This window comes from Pseudomonas sp. TE3552, from assembly GCF_056278945.1.
The window spans coordinates 2,721,863-2,742,049 of the sequence record NZ_JBWBQJ010000001.1 but is presented as its reverse complement, the minus strand read 5'-3'; the positions used below and the strand labels follow the sequence as shown (position 1 = coordinate 2,742,049).

The window sequence follows — 20,187 nt, the reverse complement described above, 5'->3', positions numbered from 1 at the left end:
AGGAGCCTGTTCATGAGTACCGATAACCGTGCCGCCGTCATCGAAGATTTCCTCAAGAAAATCCGCGTCATCCATCAACGCGGCGTCGACCGTGCTGCATTGACGCAAATCGTCGCTTTGCTCGAAACCCTGGCCGAGCGCCGCGACCTGTTCAATTTCGAGGCGTTCCCGGCGCCTGTGCCGGGGCAGGGCAGCACCGCGTTCCGCTACCGTCTCAACGACGATGGCGACACGCCGACGCTGTACCTCAACTCGCTGTTGCCGGGCAAAAGCACCATCCCGCACAACCACGAAACCTGGGCGATTATCAGCGCCGTCGAAGGCCAGGAAATCAATTACGTCTACGCCCGTGATGACGAGGGTCGCTCGCCTGGATTCACCACTTTGCACCTGGAAAAAGAAGTGGTCGTGCAGCCTGGCACGTCGATTTCGTTTCTCGGTGACGACCTGCACGGCATCCGTGTCGAAGGCGAACAACCGACCCTGCATTTCCACCTTTATGGCTTGCCGCTGGAATCGCTCAACGGCCGTTACGGCGTCGAGGCCGACGGGCGCATTCTCAACTACAACGCCTCGCAAATGGCGCCGTCGATCAAGGCCTACGCATGATCCATATGGCCCACTGGTAATGGCTTGAAGATCGGCATCTTGCGCAAGGATCTGGGGCGAACACAAAACCTGTGGCGAGGGGGCTAGCCCCCGTTGGGTCGCGAAGCGGCCCTGATTCCTGTGATCGCTGTGTGTCAGATACGACGCATGCACTGGTTTTACGACTGCTGCGCAGCCGAACGGTGGCAAGCCCCCTCGCCACAGGTTTTGTGTTCGCCACGGTTTGGTCGTTAGCCCTTCAATAATTTCGTTTTTTTATCTTTCAAAGCGGGACTCTCATGAGCCAGACCGTAACCCCAGGGCAACTGCAGCAATGGCTGTTCGACGGGCAGGAAATTGCCCTGTTTGATGTGCGTGAGCATGGCCAATATGGCGAGGCTCACCTGTTTCACGGGGTGAATTTGCCCTACAGCCGCCTGGAACTGGAGGTCCGACGCCTGGCGCCGAATCCACAGGTGCGGTTGGTGATTTATGACCAGAACGGTGGGGACATCGCGGCGCTTGCCGCTCGGCGTTTGCAGGCGTTGGGGTATGGCCGTGTGCATATTCTCGACGGCGGTGCCGACGGTTGGCAGGCGGCAGGCCTGCAACTGTTCGCCGGCGTGCATGTGCCGTCCAAGGCCTTTGGCGAATTGGTGGAAGAGGTCAGTCATACGCCGCACGTCACCGCCAGGCAGTTGGCCGAATGGCAAGCCCGGGGCGAATCGCTGGTGCTGCTGGACGGTCGGCCGTTCGACGAATACCGCAAGATGACCATCCCCGGTTCCGTCTGTTGCCCGAATGGTGAACTGGGCTATCGCGTGCAGGATCTGGTACCGGATGACAGCACGCCGATCGTGGTCAATTGCGCCGGTCGAACCCGCAGCATTATTGGCGCCCAGACCCTGATCAACCTGGGTTTGAAGAACCCGGTCTACGCCCTGGAAAACGGCACCCAGGGCTGGGATCTGGAAGATTTTCAGCTGGAGCATGGCAGCACCCGCCGCTATGCCGAGGAGGTGTCATCGACAACCTTGCCGGCACAGCGCCTCGCGGCGGCACAACTGGCCGAACGGGCCGGGGTACAAACCGTTGCGGCCGCGCAGGTCGAACAATGGGCCGCAGAGGCCGGACGCAGCCTGTTTTTGTGCGATGTGCGCACCGCCGAGGAGTTTGCCGCCGGCAGCCTGCCGGGTGCGCAACACACCCCGGGTGGCCAGCTGATTCAATCCACCGATCTGTACATCGGCGTGCGCCAGGCACAGCTGGTGCTGATCGACAGCGATGGCGTGCGGGCGCCGATCGTTGCCAGTTGGCTTCGGCAATTGGGGCATGAGGCTTATGTTCTGGCCGATGGGGTGAACAGTAGTCTGGCGTTGCCCGCGCTTGAGGTGCCTGCACACCAGGCGTTGCCAGTGATCACGGCACAGGCCCTGGCCGATGCCCTGAAGGATAACGCGGTGGCACTGATTGACCTGCGCCCGAGCATGAACCATCGCAAAGCCCATATCGCGGGCTCGCGCTGGTCAATCCGCTCGTTGCTGGCGAGTGACGTGGCCGGTGAACAGCGGCCTCTGGTGTTGCTGGCCGATGACCCGCTGCTGGCCGCTTTCGCTGTACTGGAATTACCCGACGTTCAGCAGGCGCAAATCCGGCTGCTGGATGGCGGTGTCGACGCCTGGCGTGCGGCGGGGTTTGCCGTGCAAGAGAATGCCGACACACCGCCCGATCACCAGTGCATCGATTTCTTGTTCTTTACCCATGATCGCCATTCCGGCAACAAAGATGCGGCGCGTCAGTACCTGGCCTGGGAGATCGGTTTGTTGGCGCAGATGAGTGCCGACGAAATCGCCAGTCTCAAGCCGCTGCGTGCGCAGTCTCAGGCTACTCGTGATGGGCGGGTGCGTACTCGTCTGGTGCATGCGGCGCGTACCGAAAAGGGCAGTGGCAGCCGGGGCGTCAACGTGCCGGTCACTCGTTTGAGTACGGTGCTGTTCGACAACCTGGCGCACATGCGCGACGCCCGTGCTCGCCGTGATAGCGAACGGGTTCTGAGCTATGGCGCCCGGGGCAATCCGACGGCTTTCGCCCTGGAAGATCTGGTGACGGAACTGGAAGGCGGTTATCGCACACGATTGTTCGGCACCGGGCTGGCGGCGGTGGCGCAGACGTTCCTGGCCTACTTGCGGCCCGGCGATCATGTGCTGATCACCGACGCGGTGTACGCGCCCGTGCGGCGTCTGGCCCGGGAGTTGCTCGAGCCGTTCGGCATCCAGGTCAGCTACTTCGCGCCTGACGGCAGCGGCCTGCAAACGCAACTGCAAGCCAACACCAAAATGGTCTACACCGAGGTGCCCGGCTCGCTGCTGTATGAACTCTGCGACCTGCCGGCCATCGCCGCATTGTGCAAACCGAGAGGCATTCTGCTGGCCGTGGACAACACCTGGGGCTCGGGCTACCTGTATCGGCCACTGACCCTGGGAGCGGACATTTCGATCATGGCGTTGACCAAGTACCTGTGTGGTCATAGCGATGTAGTCATGGGCAGCGTCTGTACCCGGCAAGAGGTCTGGCAGCCACTGGCGTCCATGAGCGACACCTTTGGCATCACCGTCAGCCCCGACGATGCCTATCTGGTATTGCGCGGTGCACGAACCCTGGCACCGCGCCTCGACGTACACGAACGCCAGGCCCTGGAAATCGCTCAATGGCTACAGGCGCAACCGCAGGTGAAACGGGTGTTCCATCCAGCGCTGCCCGATCATCCCCATCACGCACTGTGGCGGCGGGATTTCAATGGCAGCAACGGGTTGCTGTCCTTCGAACTGCGCGAGGCCGACGCCACGTACGTCGAGCGGTTCATTGATGCGCTGCAGGTGTTTGGTCTGGGCGCGTCCTGGGGCGGCTATGAAAGCCTGGTCACTATCGCCGATACCCAGGATCGCAACAGCGCGGCAGATCGGGCATTGAATCCGGTATTGCGGCTGCACATTGGCCTGGAAGATGTCGACGCGTTGATCGAAGACTTGCAACGCGGGTTCGCCGCGGCGCTGGACTAGGGCCTGCGCAGCACAAGCAACAGCAGCGCCGCGGCTGCCAGCACCGCCCCGACGAGGAAGGTGCTGGCTGAGCCGGAGGTCTCCCACAATGCGCCGGCGAGTACGCTGGCGATCAACAGGCACACGCCGCTGATCAGGTTGAACAGGCCGAACGCCGTGCCCCTGAGCTGTTCGGGCGCGGTGTCGGCGATCAGCGTCGCGAGAATGCCCTGGCTGAAGCCCATGTGCAGGCCCCACAGGGCCACGCCCGCGAGCATGCTCATGATCGAATCCGCTTGCGCCAATAACAGGTCCGCCAGGATCAGCAGGACTATGCCGACACACAGCACTTTGGTGCGGCTGATCCGGTCGGACAGCCAGCCGGCCGGGTAGGCGGACACGGCGTAGAGCAGCGACATGACCACCATCACCATCGGCACCCAGGTGGCCGTCAGGCCTGTTTGCTGCGCTTTCAATACCAGAAAAGCCTCGCTGAAACGGGCCAGGGTAAACAGCCCGCCGACGATCACCACCCACCAATAACCCCGTGAGAAATCCCGCAGCACTGTCCAGTGGATGGGGGAGCGAAAGGCGCGTTCGCCGGAAACAGCCGTTGGCTCTTTTACCCCGCCGACAATCAGCGCTACCGATATCACCGCCGGGATCACCGCAAACCACAACACCAGATGGATCTGCCCGAGCCAGAGCATCAGCACGATCGCCAGGATCGGGCCAAGAATGGCGCCCACGGTGTCCATCGACTGACGCATGCCAAAACAGGCACCACGGATTTCGGCGGGTGCGACATCGGCAACCAGCGCATCTCGCGGCGCCCCACGAATGCCTTTGCCGATGCGATCCAGAAAGCGCGCGGTGAACACCACATCGACCGAGTGTGCGAGGGGAAAGAGCGGTTTGGACAAGGCTGCCAGGCCGTAGCCCATCAACAGCAGGCCTTTGCGCCGGCCGAGAAAGTCGCTGATGGCGCCGGAGAATATCTTGACCAGCATCGCGGTCGCCTCGGCGATGCCCTCGATCACCCCGACGGTCAATGCGCTGGCGCCCAAGGTCGTGACCAGAAATATTGGCAGCAGGCTGTGCACCAGCTCTGAAGACAGGTCCATGAACAGGCTGACAAAACCCAGGGCCCAGACCGTGGAGGGGATACGCAATGAGGCCGGCCTGGGCTTTGAGAAGTTGTCCATGCTTGTACCGATTGTTTATATCGCCAACCCCGGCGATCAGCCCTTAAAGGTTCTGACTCAAAAAGAGCAACGTATTGCCATGTGCCTCGACCGCCGCCCGCTGGTTGTAACTGCTACGGTGTGAGCAGTTGAAGCCGTGTTCGGCCCCCGGATACACCTCGATATCGACGTCATCGTTGAACTCGAAACGCTCGGCAATCTGCTTCACGGCGTCGATGGGGATGTGGCTGTCCTGTTCGCCGAAGTGCATCAGCAGTGGCACCTTGATTTCCCCGGCCCGGTCCAGTTGGTTCTGGATGCCGCCGCCGTAATAGGCGATCGCTACGTCCACAAAACCATTGGCCGCGGTGTTGTACGACAGCATGCCGCCGAAGCAGAAACCGATGGAAGCGATCCTGCCGTCCAGCCCCGGATGAGCCTTCAGGGCGTCGATGGCCAGTTTGATGTCGGCCTGCGCTTTTTTGGTGTCGGTGGCGTTCATCAATTCGACGGCGCGTTTCCAGCCGGCTTCGTCGTAGCCCAGTTCGATCCGGTGGCCGTGGCGCCAGAACAGGTCCGGCGCGATCACCAGGTAACCGTCGGCGGCGTATTGCTCGGCGACCGAGCGGATGTGCTCGTTGACGCCGAAGATTTCCTGAATCAGCACGATCCCCGGACCTTTAAGCGTGTGGGGAATGGCCAGGTAAGCGCCGAATGTGCCGTCGGCGCTGGTGATCTCGATCCATTGGGTGGTCACGCTCATGATGGCTCCTTTACATAAGTTGGGTGGGTTATCGAGACGCTGGCGTATCAGCGCAGACTGCGCCGCCAGAAGTATCGAGCCAGCAACGCGTCCACGCTGAGTTTGCCGGCCCCCGAGAGCAACAACGGCATGAGGGCTGCGAGGTAGATCAGCGGCAGTTTGAAGTTGCCGTGGCCTTTGTTGCTGATGGCATAACCCTGAGCAAGTTCACTCAATGTAGACCAATCGGCCGGCCAGTGAACGGCAGCGGTCGCAACGATCGTGACCACGCTCAGGATAATCGCCGAGACCCGCGTCCCCAGGCCCACCAGCAGGGCGAGGGCACAGATCAGTTCGGCCCACATCGACAGTTCCCAGTTCAGCGTGGCGGGCACGTGGTTGAAGGGGAACGGGAAGCCGTTCTGGATGTCGGCGAACCAGTTCTGACCGTGCCATTTTTCCAGGCCAGACTCGAAAAACTCCCAGGCCAGAAACACCCGCAAGGTCAGGGGCGCGATCCAGTGGCCGGCGCGGTCGAGGTTCAGGTGCAGGCCTTTGACGGCCGACGAGAGGGATACATTCATGGGCTTGAGCTCCGGGGTTTGATCGACAGGTGCATTCATTGTGGGAGCGGACTTTTGTGGCGAGGGGGCTTGCCCCCGTTGGGTCGCGAAGCGGCCCCGGCATTTCAAAGTTAAACCGCATGTAACGGGTTTACGACTGCTTCGCAGCCGAACGGGGGCAAGCCCCCTCGCCACAAAAGCTCGCTCCCACAGGGGATTGTGATGTTCCAGGGGTTTCATTCGGTCAATAGCGTGTTTCTGACCGACCGTTTGTACTTCAGCGCAATCTTGCCCAGCAGCCGAACGACGATCGCCGAGAACATCAGGCCGAACGGCAATACGTACCAGGCGCTCAAGGGGATGCGTTTGAAGTTGGAAAAGATGAACACCGCGGCGATTACCCACATGCCGCTGACGTGCAGGGCTTTCCAGGCCTTGGGGCCGATCAGGCGCGCCGTGGTTTTGAATGAGGTCAGCGCCATCAGCACAATGAACAGATAACCGACCGAGCCCGGGATGTTGCCGACCGTGGTGCGGCCGGGCCAAAACTCGGGGTTCAGTTGGCCATAGCTGTAGATCAGGATGGCGTGCACCAGGTGGGAAAACGCGAAAGCCAGGCCGATGAAGCGTCGTTCGCGCACCAGCGATCGGGTGAAAGGCGAGGGCACCAGCACGGCGAGGGCCGATGCGGTGAACGCGGCAAGAAACAGCGCAAACGAAGTGCGTGCGGTGGCGCGAATGGCGCTGCGGGTGGCTTCCACCAGATCCGGGTTCAGCAGCAGGATCAGGCCGGTCATCAACAGCACCAGCAAGGACAACAGGCCAAACAGCGACCAGCCGTGGTAACGGGGAACCTGGGTCATCATGACAACACTCCTGAGCAAGGGCCGACCCGGTTTTGCCGGTGGTCAGCGGACAGCAGGAGTGTTTCAATCGGGTGTGTGGGCGATATGTCGCAAAAGTCGCCCGGTGCAACTTCGTGTATCCCGGATCGCGATAGATACATTCCCATACAAAACTGTGATTCAGCGCCGGTCAGCGGCGTCTAGCGACAGTGTCCCCGCAATCCCATGGGGCGAGACTTCGGAACCCGGCATGCAAGCGCTGTTGAACGAGATCCTTGACGCAGTCCGACCGTTGATCGGTCAGGGCAAAGTGGCTGACTACATTCCTGCCCTCGGCACTGTGCCGGCCAACCAGTTGGGCATTGCCGTGTATGGCAACGACGGCGAGCTGTTCTGCGCGGGAGACGCCGACACGCCGTTCTCGGTGCAGAGTATTTCCAAAGTATTCAGCCTGGTGCAGGCCATCGAGCATTCCGGCGAAGCCATTTGGGAACGCTTGGGCCACGAGCCGTCCGGCCAGCCGTTTAACTCGCTGGTGCAGCTGGAATTCGAACGTGGGCGCCCGCGCAATCCCTTCATCAACGCCGGTGCGCTGGTAATCTGCGACATCAACCAGTCACGTTTTGCCGCGCCGGCGTTATCGATGCGCGATTTTGTCCGGCGCTTGTCCGGCAACCCCAATGTCCTGGTCGACGGCAAGGTCGCCGAGTCCGAATACCAGCACCGCGCGCGCAACGCGGCCATGGCGTATCTGATGCAGTCGTTCGGTAACTTCCATAACGACGTCGAAGCCGTGCTGCGCAGCTACTTCAGCCATTGCGCACTGCGCATGAGTTGCGTGGACCTGGCCCGGGCGTTCTGCTTTTTGGCCAACGACGGTTTTTGCAAACACAGCGGCGAACAGATCCTCAGCCCCCGCCAGACCCAGCAAGTCAACTCGATCATGGCCACCAGCGGGCTATACGACGAAGCGGGCAACTTTGCCTATCGCGTCGGTCTGCCGGGCAAGAGCGGCGTGGGCGGGGGAATCGTCGCGGTGGTGCCGGGGCAATTCACGGTGTGCGTCTGGTCCCCGGAATTGAACACCGCCGGCAACTCCCTCGCCGGCATGGCGGCGCTGGAGTTGTTGAGTCAGCGGATCGGCTGGTCGGTGTTCTGATGGCATTTCTTGACTAGCGCTCGATGACCGCTACCGTGAAGCAGGCATTCTTTGACTCACCCGAACGGGTGAGGGGCGGGTGACTTCATGGTGAATTTCGGTTCCGCGCTTCTAGTCTTCAATGACCCGGACACTCATTTGCGCAAAGGGTTGTCTGCCGTGGTCCAGATAGGCGACACCCTGTGGGTCGCCAATGATGAATCCTTGAGCCTGGAGCGCTTCACCTTGCGTGAGCGCGTCGGTGCGGGCGAGTTTCTATTTGACCAGCACAAACAGTTCCCGCTGGCGTCCCTGTTGGCGCTGCCGGTCATCCCGACGATTGGCGAAGAATTCGTTGAGGCAGACCTGGAAGGCATGAGTTACGACCGCGACACGGGGTATCTCTGGATTGTGGGGTCTCACAGCCTGAAACGGAAAAAACCCGATAGCACCAAGTCCTGGAAGAAAAACGCCGAGCGTTTGGCAACTGTCAGTCGTGATGGCAATCGTTTTCTCCTGGCCCGGATTCCGGTGGTTGAAGAAAACGGGACGTTCACTTTGGTAAAGAGCACCGTTAGCGATGGTCGAGTCGCCGCCCAATTGGCCGGTAATCAACTGGGTAACGAATTGCTCGATGAACTCAAGGACGACGAGCATGTGGGGGCATTTCTGCACATCCCTGGCAAGGACAACGGGTTCGATACCGAAGGCCTTGAGGTCAACGGCAAGCGTGTTTTTATCGGGTTGCGAGGGCCTGTGCTGCGGGGATGGGCAATCATTCTGGAGGTCGAACCCGAAGACCATCCCAAGGTTGCTCACACACTGAGGCTGAAGAAAATCGGGCCGGGTGGGCGGAAGTATCGAAAGCATTTTTTCCAGCTGAATGGACTCGGCGTCAGGGACTTATGCCTCGATGGTGACGATATGTTGATCCTGGCTGGACCGACGATGGACCTCGACGGGCCCGTCACTGTATTTCGATGGCGCGACGGCGCCAGGCCAGCAGATGAAGGTTTCGTTTTCAGCGAACAATTGACGTCGGTCCTGGAGGTTCCTTACGGGCAAGGAGAAGATAAAGGCTGCGATCATGCCGAAGGGATGACCTTTATAGGCACCGAGGGCGTAGAAGAGCCCTTGCTGCTGGTGGTCTATGACGCGAACGCCGCGTGGCGCAAACAGGGGAGCAATCGCCTGGAGCAAGATGTATTTCGACTTGCGAAAAAGTAACCGCCACCGCGTCCCGGTGAATGACGCTCCACGGATTTTCCTATACATTTTCTGGCCGCCCCTCTGCATGGTGAAACCGTTTCATGTCTCTTGCGCTCGAACGTCTAGTCGCTGGCACGCCGATCCCTTTTGCCGGTAATCGTGTCACTGTCGTCAGCCCCGAACTGGCGGCGCGCTTTCAGCCCGGCGACCATCTGCTGGTGGAGCAGGTCAGCGGCGAGTTGTTGTTGATCCCGGTGGCGGACCAGCAAGCGGCGATGGTCGCCATCGAGCGCGCCGAAACGGCGTTCGCCGCGATGTCCAGCGTTTCGGATCAAGCCATCAGCGAATTCTTCGATCGCTTTGCACAACGCCTGGAAACCCCGGAATGCTGGGCCTTGATTGCGGCCGCCAACCTGGCCGACATCGAGCGGGCCAAGGCGCGCGGGCGTTCCACCACACGGTTGCTGGCCGATGAGCGCATGCGCGGCGACATGATCGCTGGCCTGCGGGCCTGGCGCGATGCACCGGCCACCCGCGGCAAGGTCGCGAGCTGCGTCGAGCACGACGGCTGGAAAGTCGAGCAAGTGGTCGCGCCGCTGGGCATAGTCGCCTTTGTGTTCGAAGGTCGGCCGAATGTCTTTGCCGACGCCGCCGGTGTATTGCGCACCGGTAACACTGCCGTGCTGCGCATTGGCAGCGATGCATTGGGCACCGCCCAGGCCATCGTCACCCATGCATTGAATCCGGCACTGGCCGACGCCGGGTTGCCGAGTGGCGCGGTGTCGCTGGTCGAAAGTGTCAATCACGCGGCCGGCTGGGCGATGTTCGCCGACCGCCGTTTGTCGTTGGCCGTGGCCCGTGGTTCGGGGCGTGCGGTCAGTCAGTTGGGCAGCATCGCCCAACAGGCCGGCACCGCCGTCAGCCTGCACGGTACCGGTGGCGCCTGGCTGATCGCCGACAAAGACGCCGATGCCCAGCGCTTTGCCGCCGTGGTGCGCAATTCGCTGGACCGCAAAGTCTGCAACACCTTGAACGTTTGCCTGATCCAGCGCGACCGCGCCGCCGAACTGGTGCCGCTGTTTCTGCAGGCACTGCAACAGGCCGGCACCGCACGTGGTCAGGGCTGCAAGTTGCATATCGTCGAGGGCAGCGAGGCCTGTTTGCCGGCCGATTGGCAGACCGCGAGCGTCGAGGTGTACCGCGCCGAAGGCTATCAGACCGAAGCGATGGCCGAACCGCTGCCCGAGGAGCAATTGGGGCGCGAATGGGAATGGGAAGAAACCCCGGAAGTCAGCCTGAAGATCGTCGACGACCTGGACCAGGCCATTGCCTTGTTCAATCGCTACAGCCCGCAATTCACCGTGTCGCTGATCAGTGAAGATGCCCAGGCCCAGGAGCGTTTCTACAGCGCGGTCAACGCGCCTTTTGTCGGCAACGGGATTACCCGTTGGGTCGACGGGCAGTACGCGCTGAACAAGCCGGAACTGGGGCTTTCGAACTGGGAGAGTGGCCGTCTGTTTGCACGTAGCGCGATTCTCTCCGGTGATGGCGTGTTCACGATCCGTAGCCGTATGACCCAGACGAGTCTGTCGGTCAAACGCTGAGGTGTAAGCCGCGCAAACCTGTAGGAGCGTGGCTTGCCCGCGAAGAACGATGACGCGTTATACCTGAAAAAAACGCGGTGCATTCTTCGCGGGCAAGCCTCGCTCCAGGATCAGGGGCAGCCCTCCGACCGTAGGCAATGGCACGCACTATACTTAATGTGTGTCCGTGTCTGCGTGGGGACGGACAGCGCATCTGATTACGTCAGGGAGGGTTGCGCCATGAAACTTCATTCCTTTCAACATTATTCTCATGGTCTTGAAACGGTCGTTCACGACACTTGGACTACCGCCCGGGTGAAGTCGGCCCTGGCATTAGCCGAAACCACCCTAGGCCTGAATGTCCATGTCAAAACCCATGCGGGCACGGTGGCATTGAGCGGTCGTGTCAACACCCACAGGCAGTGTGAGCAGGCTGTTGCTCTGGCTCGTTCGGTGCCTGGTGTCGTCAACATTGATGCCAGCGAATTGCTCACTCACGTGTTCACCCCAGGACATTCTCCAGAAGCACCGAATGCCGAAGAGACCACTGAGCGTCGGCCACCCTCGTCAGACGACAAATGACCAGGGCGATCTTGTGAGTGTCGTGCCTGCTTCGCAGCGAAGGGCGGGCGCAGTCGCGTGCCTGCCCATTTTGTAACGCTGCGCCAAGCCTTCAGGCAGCTTCGACCGCTTTGCCATAAACGGCACAGGTGTCCGGATGCTCGGCCAGCGACACGAAGTTGCGACGGCTGGCATCCAGCGCATCGACGAAGCCGGTCTCGATGTCATAAACCCAACCATGCAGGTTCAGCAGGCCTTTTTCCTGGGCCAGGCGCACGCTTGGGTGGGTTTGGATATTCGCCAGCTGCGCGATGACATTTTCCCGGACCATCGAACTTACTTTTGCCGCGTCGTTGGCGTGAGGTCGGGATTCGTTGATCACCCTGGCCGACTCGGCGTGTTGCAACCAGCCACTGACGGCGGGCAGGTGATCCATGCATGTGCACTGGGCAATGGCGGTCATGGCGCCACAATCCGAATGCCCGCAGATCACGATGTCCGTCACCCCCAATACCGCGACCGCATATTCCACCGTGGCCGATACACCGCCAGGATGCGGACTGTATGAGGGCACGATGTTGCCGGCATTGCGCACCACGAACAATTCGCCGGGCTCTTGCTGGGTCAGCAGTTCCGGCACCACGCGGCTGTCGGAACAGGTGATGAACAAGGTGCCGGGATGCTGGGTGGTGGCCAGGTGTTTGAACAGATCGGTACGTTGCGGGAAGGCTTCCTTCTGGAACTTCAATAAACCGTCGATGAGCGCTTTCATGATTGCGTCCTCATGTATGAGTTGGGAAACAGTCCTGTAGCTGTCGCGTGGCCAGTTGGTGCGGGCCGGGGCTGTTTTAGAACGGACGCAATGGCAGGAACTTGCCGTCCAGGGTAATCACTGCGCGAGAACCGCCTTCGGGATCTTCGACCTTTTTCAGATCCAGCTTGAAGTTGATCGCGCTGATGATGCCGTCGCCGAATTGCTCGTGAACCAGGGCTTTGAGCGTAGTGCCGTAGATCTGGATCATTTCATAGAAGCGGTAGATGGTCGGGTCGGTCGGGATTCCCGAGAGGCTGCCGCGCAGCGGGATGATTTGCAGGCGGGCCACGGTGTCGGCGTCCAGTTCGAGTTTTTCGCCAACCACCCTGGCGGCGGCTTCCGGCAGCGGATGCTGGCCGAGCAGGGCGGCGGTGACGTAGGCCAGACCCAGGCCGGTGCCGTCTGTCAGGTCCTGCCAGGACAGATTTTTTCGCGCCTTGGCATCAAGGATCGAAGTGGTCAGGGCCAGACTTGGGTCCTGGTAAGCGTGGGACTGTTGCATGGTGTGACTCCTATCGGTGTGTGGCTGGAAAGTGCAGCCATCTTCGGTCGAATGACTCATAGCGTCCAAGACCGATATACAATGCTTCGCATAAGTCCTGCCTATAGATGGTGTCTCTCATGCTGCTCCGACATTTGCGCTACTTGCTGGCGGTCGCCGACCACGGCGGCTTCACCCGCGCGGCTGAGGTGTTGCACGTCTCTCAACCGACGCTGTCCCAGCAGATCCGGCAACTGGAGGACACGCTGGGTGTCAGCCTGTTCGACCGCACCTCGCGCACGGTCAAGCCGACCGACGCGGGGCAGGCCTATATCGAATGCGCCCGGCGGGTGCTGGTGGAGCTTGAAGCGGGGCAACGCGCGCTGCATGACGTGAAAGATTTGTCTCGCGGCACGTTGCGACTGGCTATGACGCCAACGTTCATGGCGTATCTGGTGGGGCCACTGGTGCGCGACTATGCGGCGAAGTTTCCAAACATCCACCTGCAGATTTTCGAGTTATCGATGGATGACATCGAAGCGGGGTTGCTCGATGACTCGCTGGACATCGCCATTGCCTTTACACCCGTGAGGAGCCCCGACATCGAGTGCCTGCCGGCGTTTGTCGAAACCCTGGGCATCATGGTCGGGCACAATCATCCGTTGTACGAGCGCCAGAACCCGCTATCGCCAAAGGAAGTGGCGCAGCTGGAGTTCGCGTTGCTGACGCCGGACTTCATCACCCGATCTGCCATCGACGGCTATTTTCGGCAACAGAACATCACGCCCAAGGTGGCGATCGAGGTCAACTCGGTGAGTACGCTGTTGGAGGTCATTCGCCACACGCCGATGGCCACCATTCTCCCGGAACCCATCGCCACGGCGGAACGGGCATTGCGCAGGATTGAATTACAGGGCGAAGCACCCCGGCGCGACGCGGCGCTGCTGCGCAGGAAAAACAATTATCACAGTGCCGCGTCGATGGCGTTCGCGAACCTGGTGATGGCCAGCAGCGCCAATGTGTAGATCAATCATCCACGGACTGGCAGATGCCATTGCCGCCTTTCTTGGTGGTATAGGTCACGGCGACCGAGTCGTCATCGGCGATGCTGATCGAGATCGTCACATCCGGGCCCTTGGCCTCGAAAAGGCGATCGTTGATCATTTTGGTCTGGGCTTCTTTGCTGTTGATCATGACCGGGCCATCCTGGTCGGCGTGGACCATGATTTTCCCGGGGCAGTCCACATCGAAGGCGGGAACACCAGGAACACTGTTCGCATGAACTGCCCCCGCCAATGCCAGTAGCATGAATGTCAGGATTGTTTTCATCGCAGGCCTCCAGTGGATAAACCGATGTCCAGCGTTCTGTTAACCATAGCCCTGTTCTTTTGACTCGGTGCAAGGTTAGAGGTGCATACGCGACAAACAAAAAAGGCCCCGCTCGATAAAACGAGCGGGGCCTTTTTTGAGTGGGGATATCAGTACAACCGATCAATCACCCGAACTTCGTTCTGGTTCTGCATCGATGCCCACGTCTGTTTCAGCGTTTGCAGCACATTGCCAATGAAGTCCTTGTCGGCCGCGGCTTTCTTGCCAACATAGCCCTGGCCGCGACGGTACATCTTCAGTCGGGCGAGCAGGTTCTGGTTGTTCTTGTCGAACTCTTCTTCATGGGCATGGGGCGACAGGCAGTCAATATGAACCTGGCCCGATTTGCTGATCCACAGAATATGGTTGTCATGGCTGTCTTTTTGCGCAGCGAACAAGCGAGCCAGTTCATCGATAGTAGGTTGATTGTTCAGATTCATTGTAACCCCCTTGACCATTTGGTGATCTTTCAAAGTTGATTCGCTAATACAGGTAGCCCATCGGTTAGTTGATCCCTGGCACCGAAACCAGGACGTCAGCGGTCGACCGTCAATAGGACGGGGGCCCGCGTCTGTTGCATGTAGTCGTGTTGAATAACTGCTACGCAATAGCGTCACAACGAGAGAAGCAGCGAAAACCTGGAGGCCACTGCCAACGTTTTCAGGGTCGGCCACAAGCTTCATGAGGATTGATCGCCAGCGCTTCTCGTCCTTGTACTGGACGTTCAGGCCAGGTCAGCTTCTTCAATCTGCCTTGTGGGCAGCGTGTATCCGGGAAAAACAGCTCGGCGGTCAGACGAACTTGCTCAAACGTGTTGCCTGTCTCCCGATCGGGGAGACGTCTGCATCATGCAAGGGCAAATCGGAGGCGTCAACGGTTTTGTAGTGATTATTTTTAGTCACTACATATTGTCGGACAAAGTGCTTTTGGAATTAGAGAAGCGGTAAAAGGTGCAGGGGTGGCCGTCCACTGGCAGCTGATGCACGGTGAATGCTGAGCCCGTGAGATCGGGTATCACCTTGGCCCAGAACCGCCGTGCAGGCTGGTTGGCATCGATGTGGAAAATCTGCCATTGACCGGGGAATCGGCTCAAGAGGGCAGAGACGACAAACTTCGCGACGCCTTGGCCACGAAAGCGCCGACTGACAAAAAAATAGCCGATGTTGTGTTGCGCGCCGTGTAGATGGGTTTCGTCATCCACGGTCACGAATCCCGCCAGCTCACCGTCGACCCTGATCAGAAATGGCCGGGTTGCCGGGTTTCGCCAGTAGTCCAGCTTGGGCTGGGTGTTGAAGAAGCCATGTTCACCCAGTTTCAACGGCAACCATTCGCTGAAATCGTACGTATAGAACTGCATCAGGTTTTCGATGGTTTCCAGTTCGTCGCGCTGGGCGGCGTGCAGTTCTATCGAGGGCTGGCTCCTGATTGTCGACATGGTCGTACCTTCTGAAAAAGCAGGGCTGTTGCCTGATGCGCCGCAGCTCCTACAGGTTTCGATTCGTTGCAAGTGCCCTCAAGCCTTGCCCGTCGGTTTTGCCGCCCGTTTGGTGCCGGTCGAAGGCTTGCGTTTAGCGGGTTTGCGTTTGTTTTTCCACGGTGTGGCGCCACGCCCGGCGGGGCTTGCCGGCCCGCTGATGGTCAGGTTCAGGCCGGCGCAACGGGCCACTTGCTTGCTCATCCACGCCGCCTGTTTGGTGACGAATTCTTCCAGGCTCATTTCACCGCTCTGCACCATGTCCAGCGCCTGTTCCCAGATCGCCGTGGTGCCGGGGTCGGCAATCGCTCGCGGCACGGCATCGATCAGGCTGAACGCTGCCGGCGTCGCGGCGAGGGCCTTGCCGTTCTTGACCAGATAACCGCGGTCCAGCAGGCCCTGGATGATCGAGGCACGTGTGGCTTCGGTGCCGATGCCGGTGGTGTCCTTGAGCTTTTGCTTGAGCAGCGGGTCTTCCACCAGTTTAGCGACATTCTTCATCGCCTTGATCAGATCGCCTTCAGTGAACGGCTTGGGTGGCTGGGTCCAGAGGTCCTTGAGCTTCACGTCGGCCACCGCGCACTCACACCCTTCAGCCAATGCCGGCAGTGTTTGCGGCGCGGGTGCTTCGCGACCCTTGGCAGGCGCAAGGGCTTCGGGCAGGGCGCGTTTCCAGCCGGGCTCGACAATCTGTTTGCCCACGGCGCGCAAGGCTTCACCGGCGCAGTCGAAGTCGGCCTGAGTCCGATCGTATTCATGGTTGGGCAGGAACTGCGCCAGGTAGCGTGCACGAATCAGGGTGTAGACCGCCCGTTGCTTGCCCACCAGTCGGTCGAGGTTTTTCGCTGCCGCCGTCGGAATGATGCCGTGGTGAGCGCTGACCTTGGCATCGTTCCAGGCCCGTGAGCGGCGCTGGGGTTCCAGATAATCGTGCAAGGCATTCAGGGCCGGATCGGCCTGCCTCAGCGCGGCAAGAATACCCGGGGCTTCGCTGTGCTGGCTCAGCGGCAGGTATCCGCAGTCGCTGCGCGGGTAGGTGATGACTTTATGGGTTTCATACAGGGCCTGGGCGATGTCGAGGGTTTCCTGAGCACCGAGCCCGAGCTTTTTCGAGCAGACTTCCTGCAAGGTACCCAGGTCGAATGGCAGCGGCGCGACTTCGCGCATGCGTTCGGTGCGCAGTTTGATCACCCGGGCGCTCGCCGCACCGCCAATGGCCGCAGCCGCCTGTTGGGCCAGCGCCTGATTCAGGCAGCGATCCTGATCGTCGCAGGCGTCCGATGCCGCACGCCATTGGGCCATGAATGCCGTGCCATCGTGCAGCAGTTGCACGTCAATCGCCCAGTACGCCACCGGGACGAAATCGGCAATGCTGCGGTCGCGATCCACCACCAGCCGCAGGGTCGGCGTCTGCACCCGACCGACCGGCAATACACCCTGATAGCCGGACTGACGCCCCAGCAGGGTGAACAACCGACTCATGTTCATCCCGATCAACCAGTCGGCCCGGGAGCGCCCCAACGCCGAATGATAAAGGCTGAACGTCTCGGCCCCGGGCTTGAGCGCCGCCAACGCCTTGCGGATCGACGCATCGTCCAGTGCCGACAACCACAGCCGCCGAATCGGTCCGCGATAACGACAATGTTCCACCAGTTCCCGGGCGATCATCTCGCCCTCACGGTCGGCGTCGGTGGCAATCACCAGTTCACTGGCCTCGCCGAGCAGGCGTTTGACCGCTTTGTACTGGCTGGCCGTGCGCGGCTTGACGGTCATTTTCCATTTTTCGGGAATGATCGGCAGATCCGCCAGTACCCAACGCTTGTAACGCGCGTCATAGGCATCCGGCGGTGCGGTTTCCAGCAGATGGCCGATGCACCAGGTCACCGTGACGTCCGTTCCCAGCCAGCAGCCGTCGCCCCGGCGTTTGGCGCCGAGCACGGCCGCGATGTCTTTGGCCTGGGAAGGTTTTTCACAGAGGTACAGCCGCATAACCACCATCGTCGTTCAGGACCGAGAGGTGCACAGGATGGCGGTTGATGAGCGATGGAGCAATCTTTATCTGTATGGATGTACAGCTTTAGCTGTTGCGGTTGATGTCAGCGATCTATCCACCCGTTCGGCTGCGAAGCGGTCGCGATGCCGAAACATGAGGTATACCTGATGGGGCGCGCGACTAGAGGTTGGGGTCGCTGCGCAACTTCGCAACGGCAATAGAGGAACTTATTCCATGAAAGCCCCAAGTCCCGGTAATCCCATTGCCATCACCCCTCAACCCGGCTGCGTAGTGGTGAAGTTCCATGGCATTCAAGTCGCGTCCTCCGATCGGGCGCTGGTCATGCATGAGGCCAATTATCCTCCGGTGTACTACATCCCCCGCGAAGACATTGCCGAACAGTATTTCGCCCGCACCGATCACACCAGTTATTGCCCGTACAAGGGCGATGCCAGTTATTTCAGCCTGCAAATCCCCGGACATGAAGGCGCCAATGCGGTGTGGAGTTATGAGCATCCCAAGGTGTCGGTTGCGCAGATTCGCGGGTATGTGGCGTTTTATCCTGAAGAGGTCACTTTTGAGGTGCTTGATGCCTGAGGTGCAGAAAGCATTGTGGTGAGGGGGCTTGGCCTGATGTCAGCCAGTTAACAGAGATTCAGAGTCTCGCGAACCATTGTGGCGAGGGAGCTTGCTCCCGCTGGGGCGCGTAGCGGCCCCGAAACTGTCAACGCGCGGGATTCAGATAGAGCATGGTGTTCGTTTTGCGACTGCTTCGCAGTCGAGCGGGAGCAAGCTCCCTCGCCACAGGAAGCCCGCTCCCACAGGTAAGCCTGGGCTAGAGGTTCGTGCCGTCAGTTCTTGTCCAGATCCACATTCTTGGTCTCGCGCAAGCACATCATCCCCACCACCAGGCTCACCCCGGTAATCACCACCGGGTACCACAGCCCGTAGAAAATGTCCCCGGTGTACACCACCAGGGCAAACGACACCGTCGGCAGGAAACCGCCGAACCAACCGTTACCGATGTGATAGGGCAGGGACATCGAGGTGTAGCGGATACGGGTCGGGAACAATTCGACCATCAGCGCCGCCAGCGGGCCGTAGCACATGGCGGAGATGATGATCAGCGCGACGATCAACACCACGATCATCGGTTTATTGATCAGCTGGATGTCGGCTTTAGACGGATACCCGGCCAGGGTTACTGCGCCGCGCAGGGCCGCTTCGTCAAAGCCATCGAGCTTCACGTCCCCGACGCTCACCTGCACGCCACTGCCGGCCGGTGCTGCTTCGCTGTTGTAGGGCAGGCCCTGTTTGACCAGGAAGGTTTTGACCTTGTCGCACGGGCTATCAAATTTCGCCTTGCCCACCGGGTCGAACTGGAAGGTGCAGGTGGCCGGGTCGGCCAGTACGGTGATCGGTGCCTGGCGGCTGGCCAGGTCGATTGCGGGGTTGGCGTAATGAGCCAGGGTCTTGAAGATCGGGAAATACAACGCGGTGGCCAGTAGCAGGCCGATCATCAGCACCGGTTTGCGTCCGACCTTGTCCGACAGCCAGCCAAAGAAGATGAAGAACGGCGCACCGATGATCACGCTGACGATCAGCAGGCTGTTGGCCAGGGCCGGGTCCATTTTCAGGAACTGGGTGAGGAAGAACAGCACGTAGAACTGCGCGGCATAGAAGGTCACCGCTTGCCCGGCGTTGATGCTGAACAGGGCAATCAGCACCACTTTAAGGTTTTCCCATTTGCCGAAGGAATCGCGCAGCGGCGACTTGCAGAGTTTGCCTTCCTCTTTCATTTTCACGAACGCAGGCGACTCGTGCAGGCTTAGGCGAATCCAGGTGGAAATGCCCAGCAGCACGATCGAAAACAGGAACGGAATGCGCCAGCCCCAGACTTCGAACTGGTCACCGGTGAAGTAACGGCAGCCGAGCACCACCAGTAGCGACAGCAGCAAGCCGAGGGTGGCGGTGGATTGAATCCAGCTGGTGTGGAAACCGCGTTTGCCGATCGGTGCGTGTTCGGCGACGTATGTGGCAGCGCCGCCGTATTCACCGCCCAGCGCCAGGCCCTGAAGCATGCGCAACACCACGAGGATGATCGGTGCGGCGATGCCGATGCTCGCATAGGTCGGCAGCAAACCAACACAGAAGGTTGCCAGGCCCATGAGGACGATGGTCGCGAGGAACGTGTATTTACGCCCGATCATGTCCCCCAACCGTCCGAACACCAACGCACCGAACGGCCGAACGATGAAGCCAGCGGCAAACGCCATCAGGGCGAAGATGAACGCCGTGGTGTCGTTGACCCCGGCAAAAAATTGCTTGCTGATCACCGCCGCGAGGGCGCCGTAGAGGAAAAAGTCATACCACTCGAACACCGTCCCCAGGGACGAGGCGAAGATGACTTTCTGGGTTTCCTGACTGGTGCCCGCGCTGCGGACGGCTTCCAGGGGCTGAACGTGTTCTGACATATCGATATCCCTCACAGTGATTGTTTTTGTTGTTCCACTGGTGTTGCGTGTTCCTTGCAGGGGTAAATCCAACATCCGCAAATCAAATGCAATCTTTGTGGGAGCGAGCCTGCTCGCGAAGGCGGCGGATCA

General features: G+C 60.2%; 19 protein-coding genes. 8 read left to right on the top strand and 11 right to left on the bottom strand.

The genetic code is table 11. The annotated features are described in order from the left end of the window. Positions 1-12 precede the first annotated feature (12 nt). Positions 13-609, top strand: a complete 597-nt coding sequence (locus ACZ9BB_RS12085; protein ID WP_476213981.1) for a cysteine dioxygenase family protein — start codon at positions 13-15, stop codon at positions 607-609. A 278-nt stretch (positions 610-887) separates the two neighbouring features. Next, positions 888-3,647 carry a cystathionine beta-lyase gene (metC, locus tag ACZ9BB_RS12080; RefSeq protein WP_476213980.1) on the top strand — a complete coding sequence of 920 codons (2,760 nt, stop codon included), beginning with the start codon at positions 888-890 and terminating at the stop codon, positions 3,645-3,647. On the opposite strand, the gene ACZ9BB_RS12075 is transcribed toward metC, so the two are convergent. From ACZ9BB_RS12075 to ACZ9BB_RS12060, 4 genes are all read right to left on the bottom strand, one after another. Further along, positions 3,644-4,831 carry an MFS transporter gene (locus ACZ9BB_RS12075; protein ID WP_476213979.1) on the bottom strand — a complete coding sequence of 396 codons (1,188 nt, stop codon included), beginning with the start codon at positions 4,829-4,831 and terminating at the stop codon, positions 3,644-3,646. The two genes, metC and ACZ9BB_RS12075, sit on opposite strands and share 4 nt — an antisense overlap. Positions 4,832-4,874: 43 nt before the next feature. Then, positions 4,875-5,573 (bottom strand): dienelactone hydrolase family protein, encoded by a 699-nt coding sequence (locus ACZ9BB_RS12070; RefSeq protein ID WP_476213978.1) that lies wholly within the window; start codon positions 5,571-5,573, stop codon positions 4,875-4,877. Between the two features lie 47 nt (positions 5,574-5,620). After that, positions 5,621-6,136: an HvfX family Cu-binding RiPP maturation protein gene (locus tag ACZ9BB_RS12065; RefSeq protein ID WP_476213977.1), complete on the bottom strand. Its 516-nt coding sequence runs from the start codon at positions 6,134-6,136 to the stop codon at positions 5,621-5,623. Between the two features lie 215 nt (positions 6,137-6,351). Further along, positions 6,352-6,981: a ferric reductase-like transmembrane domain-containing protein gene (locus tag ACZ9BB_RS12060; protein ID WP_476213976.1), complete on the bottom strand. Its 630-nt coding sequence runs from the start codon at positions 6,979-6,981 to the stop codon at positions 6,352-6,354. A gap of 229 nt (positions 6,982-7,210) precedes the next feature. On the opposite strand from ACZ9BB_RS12060, the gene glsB reads away from it, so the two are divergent. The 4 genes from glsB (at position 7,211) to ACZ9BB_RS12040 (ending at position 11,472) form a co-directional block, all read left to right on the top strand. Further along, entirely contained in the window at positions 7,211-8,119 is a 909-nt protein-coding gene (gene glsB / locus ACZ9BB_RS12055; protein ID WP_476213975.1) for a glutaminase B, read from the top strand. Positions 8,120-8,206: 87 nt separating this feature from the next. Further along, complete coding sequence (locus ACZ9BB_RS12050; protein WP_476213974.1) at positions 8,207-9,325, top strand: DUF3616 domain-containing protein; 1,119 nt, start codon at positions 8,207-8,209, stop codon at positions 9,323-9,325. An 83-nt stretch (positions 9,326-9,408) separates the two neighbouring features. After that, positions 9,409-10,911, top strand: coding sequence for an aldehyde dehydrogenase family protein (locus ACZ9BB_RS12045; protein ID WP_476213973.1), 1,503 nt, complete (start codon positions 9,409-9,411; stop codon positions 10,909-10,911). Positions 10,912-11,130: 219 nt separating this feature from the next. Beyond that, positions 11,131-11,472 (top strand): BON domain-containing protein, encoded by a 342-nt coding sequence (locus tag ACZ9BB_RS12040; RefSeq protein ID WP_008006780.1) that lies wholly within the window; start codon positions 11,131-11,133, stop codon positions 11,470-11,472. 91 nt (positions 11,473-11,563) lie between these two features. Here the strand turns inward: ACZ9BB_RS12040 and ACZ9BB_RS12035 are convergent, their stop codons facing one another. Together ACZ9BB_RS12035 and cynS are read right to left on the bottom strand one after the other, a co-directional pair. Next, positions 11,564-12,223, bottom strand: a complete 660-nt coding sequence (locus tag ACZ9BB_RS12035; protein WP_476213972.1) for a carbonic anhydrase — start codon at positions 12,221-12,223, stop codon at positions 11,564-11,566. A gap of 76 nt (positions 12,224-12,299) precedes the next feature. Next, a complete protein-coding gene (gene cynS / locus ACZ9BB_RS12030; protein WP_476213971.1) occupies positions 12,300-12,767 on the bottom strand; it encodes a cyanase in 468 nt (155 codons plus the stop codon). Positions 12,768-12,886: 119 nt separating this feature from the next. On the opposite strand from cynS, the gene cynR reads away from it, so the two are divergent. After that, on the top strand, positions 12,887-13,771 hold the full coding sequence (gene cynR, locus ACZ9BB_RS12025) for a transcriptional regulator CynR (RefSeq protein ID WP_476213970.1): 885 nt from the start codon (positions 12,887-12,889) through the stop codon (positions 13,769-13,771). 1 nt (position 13,772) lies between these two features. Here cynR and ACZ9BB_RS12020 read toward each other — a convergent pair whose 3' ends face one another. From ACZ9BB_RS12020 to ACZ9BB_RS12005, 4 genes are all read right to left on the bottom strand, one after another. Next, a complete protein-coding gene (locus ACZ9BB_RS12020; protein WP_476213969.1) occupies positions 13,773-14,075 on the bottom strand; it encodes a hypothetical protein in 303 nt (100 codons plus the stop codon). 149 nt (positions 14,076-14,224) lie between these two features. Then, the gene (locus ACZ9BB_RS12015) at positions 14,225-14,554 is read right to left on the bottom strand and encodes a hypothetical protein (protein ID WP_476213968.1); all 330 of its coding nucleotides are present in this window, start codon (positions 14,552-14,554) and stop codon (positions 14,225-14,227) included. Positions 14,555-15,015: 461 nt separating this feature from the next. Continuing rightward, entirely contained in the window at positions 15,016-15,549 is a 534-nt protein-coding gene (locus ACZ9BB_RS12010; protein WP_476213967.1) for a GNAT family N-acetyltransferase, read from the bottom strand. A 78-nt stretch (positions 15,550-15,627) separates the two neighbouring features. Then, positions 15,628-17,577: a DNA topoisomerase III gene (locus ACZ9BB_RS12005; RefSeq protein WP_476213966.1), complete on the bottom strand. Its 1,950-nt coding sequence runs from the start codon at positions 17,575-17,577 to the stop codon at positions 15,628-15,630. A 238-nt stretch (positions 17,578-17,815) separates the two neighbouring features. On the opposite strand from ACZ9BB_RS12005, the gene ACZ9BB_RS12000 reads away from it, so the two are divergent. Next, positions 17,816-18,178 carry a DUF427 domain-containing protein gene (locus ACZ9BB_RS12000; protein WP_476213965.1) on the top strand — a complete coding sequence of 121 codons (363 nt, stop codon included), beginning with the start codon at positions 17,816-17,818 and terminating at the stop codon, positions 18,176-18,178. 254 nt (positions 18,179-18,432) lie between these two features. Here ACZ9BB_RS12000 and ACZ9BB_RS11995 read toward each other — a convergent pair whose 3' ends face one another. After that, a complete protein-coding gene (locus ACZ9BB_RS11995) occupies positions 18,433-20,055 on the bottom strand; it encodes an MFS transporter (protein WP_476213964.1) in 1,623 nt (540 codons plus the stop codon). Between the last annotated feature and the right edge of the window lie 132 nt (positions 20,056-20,187).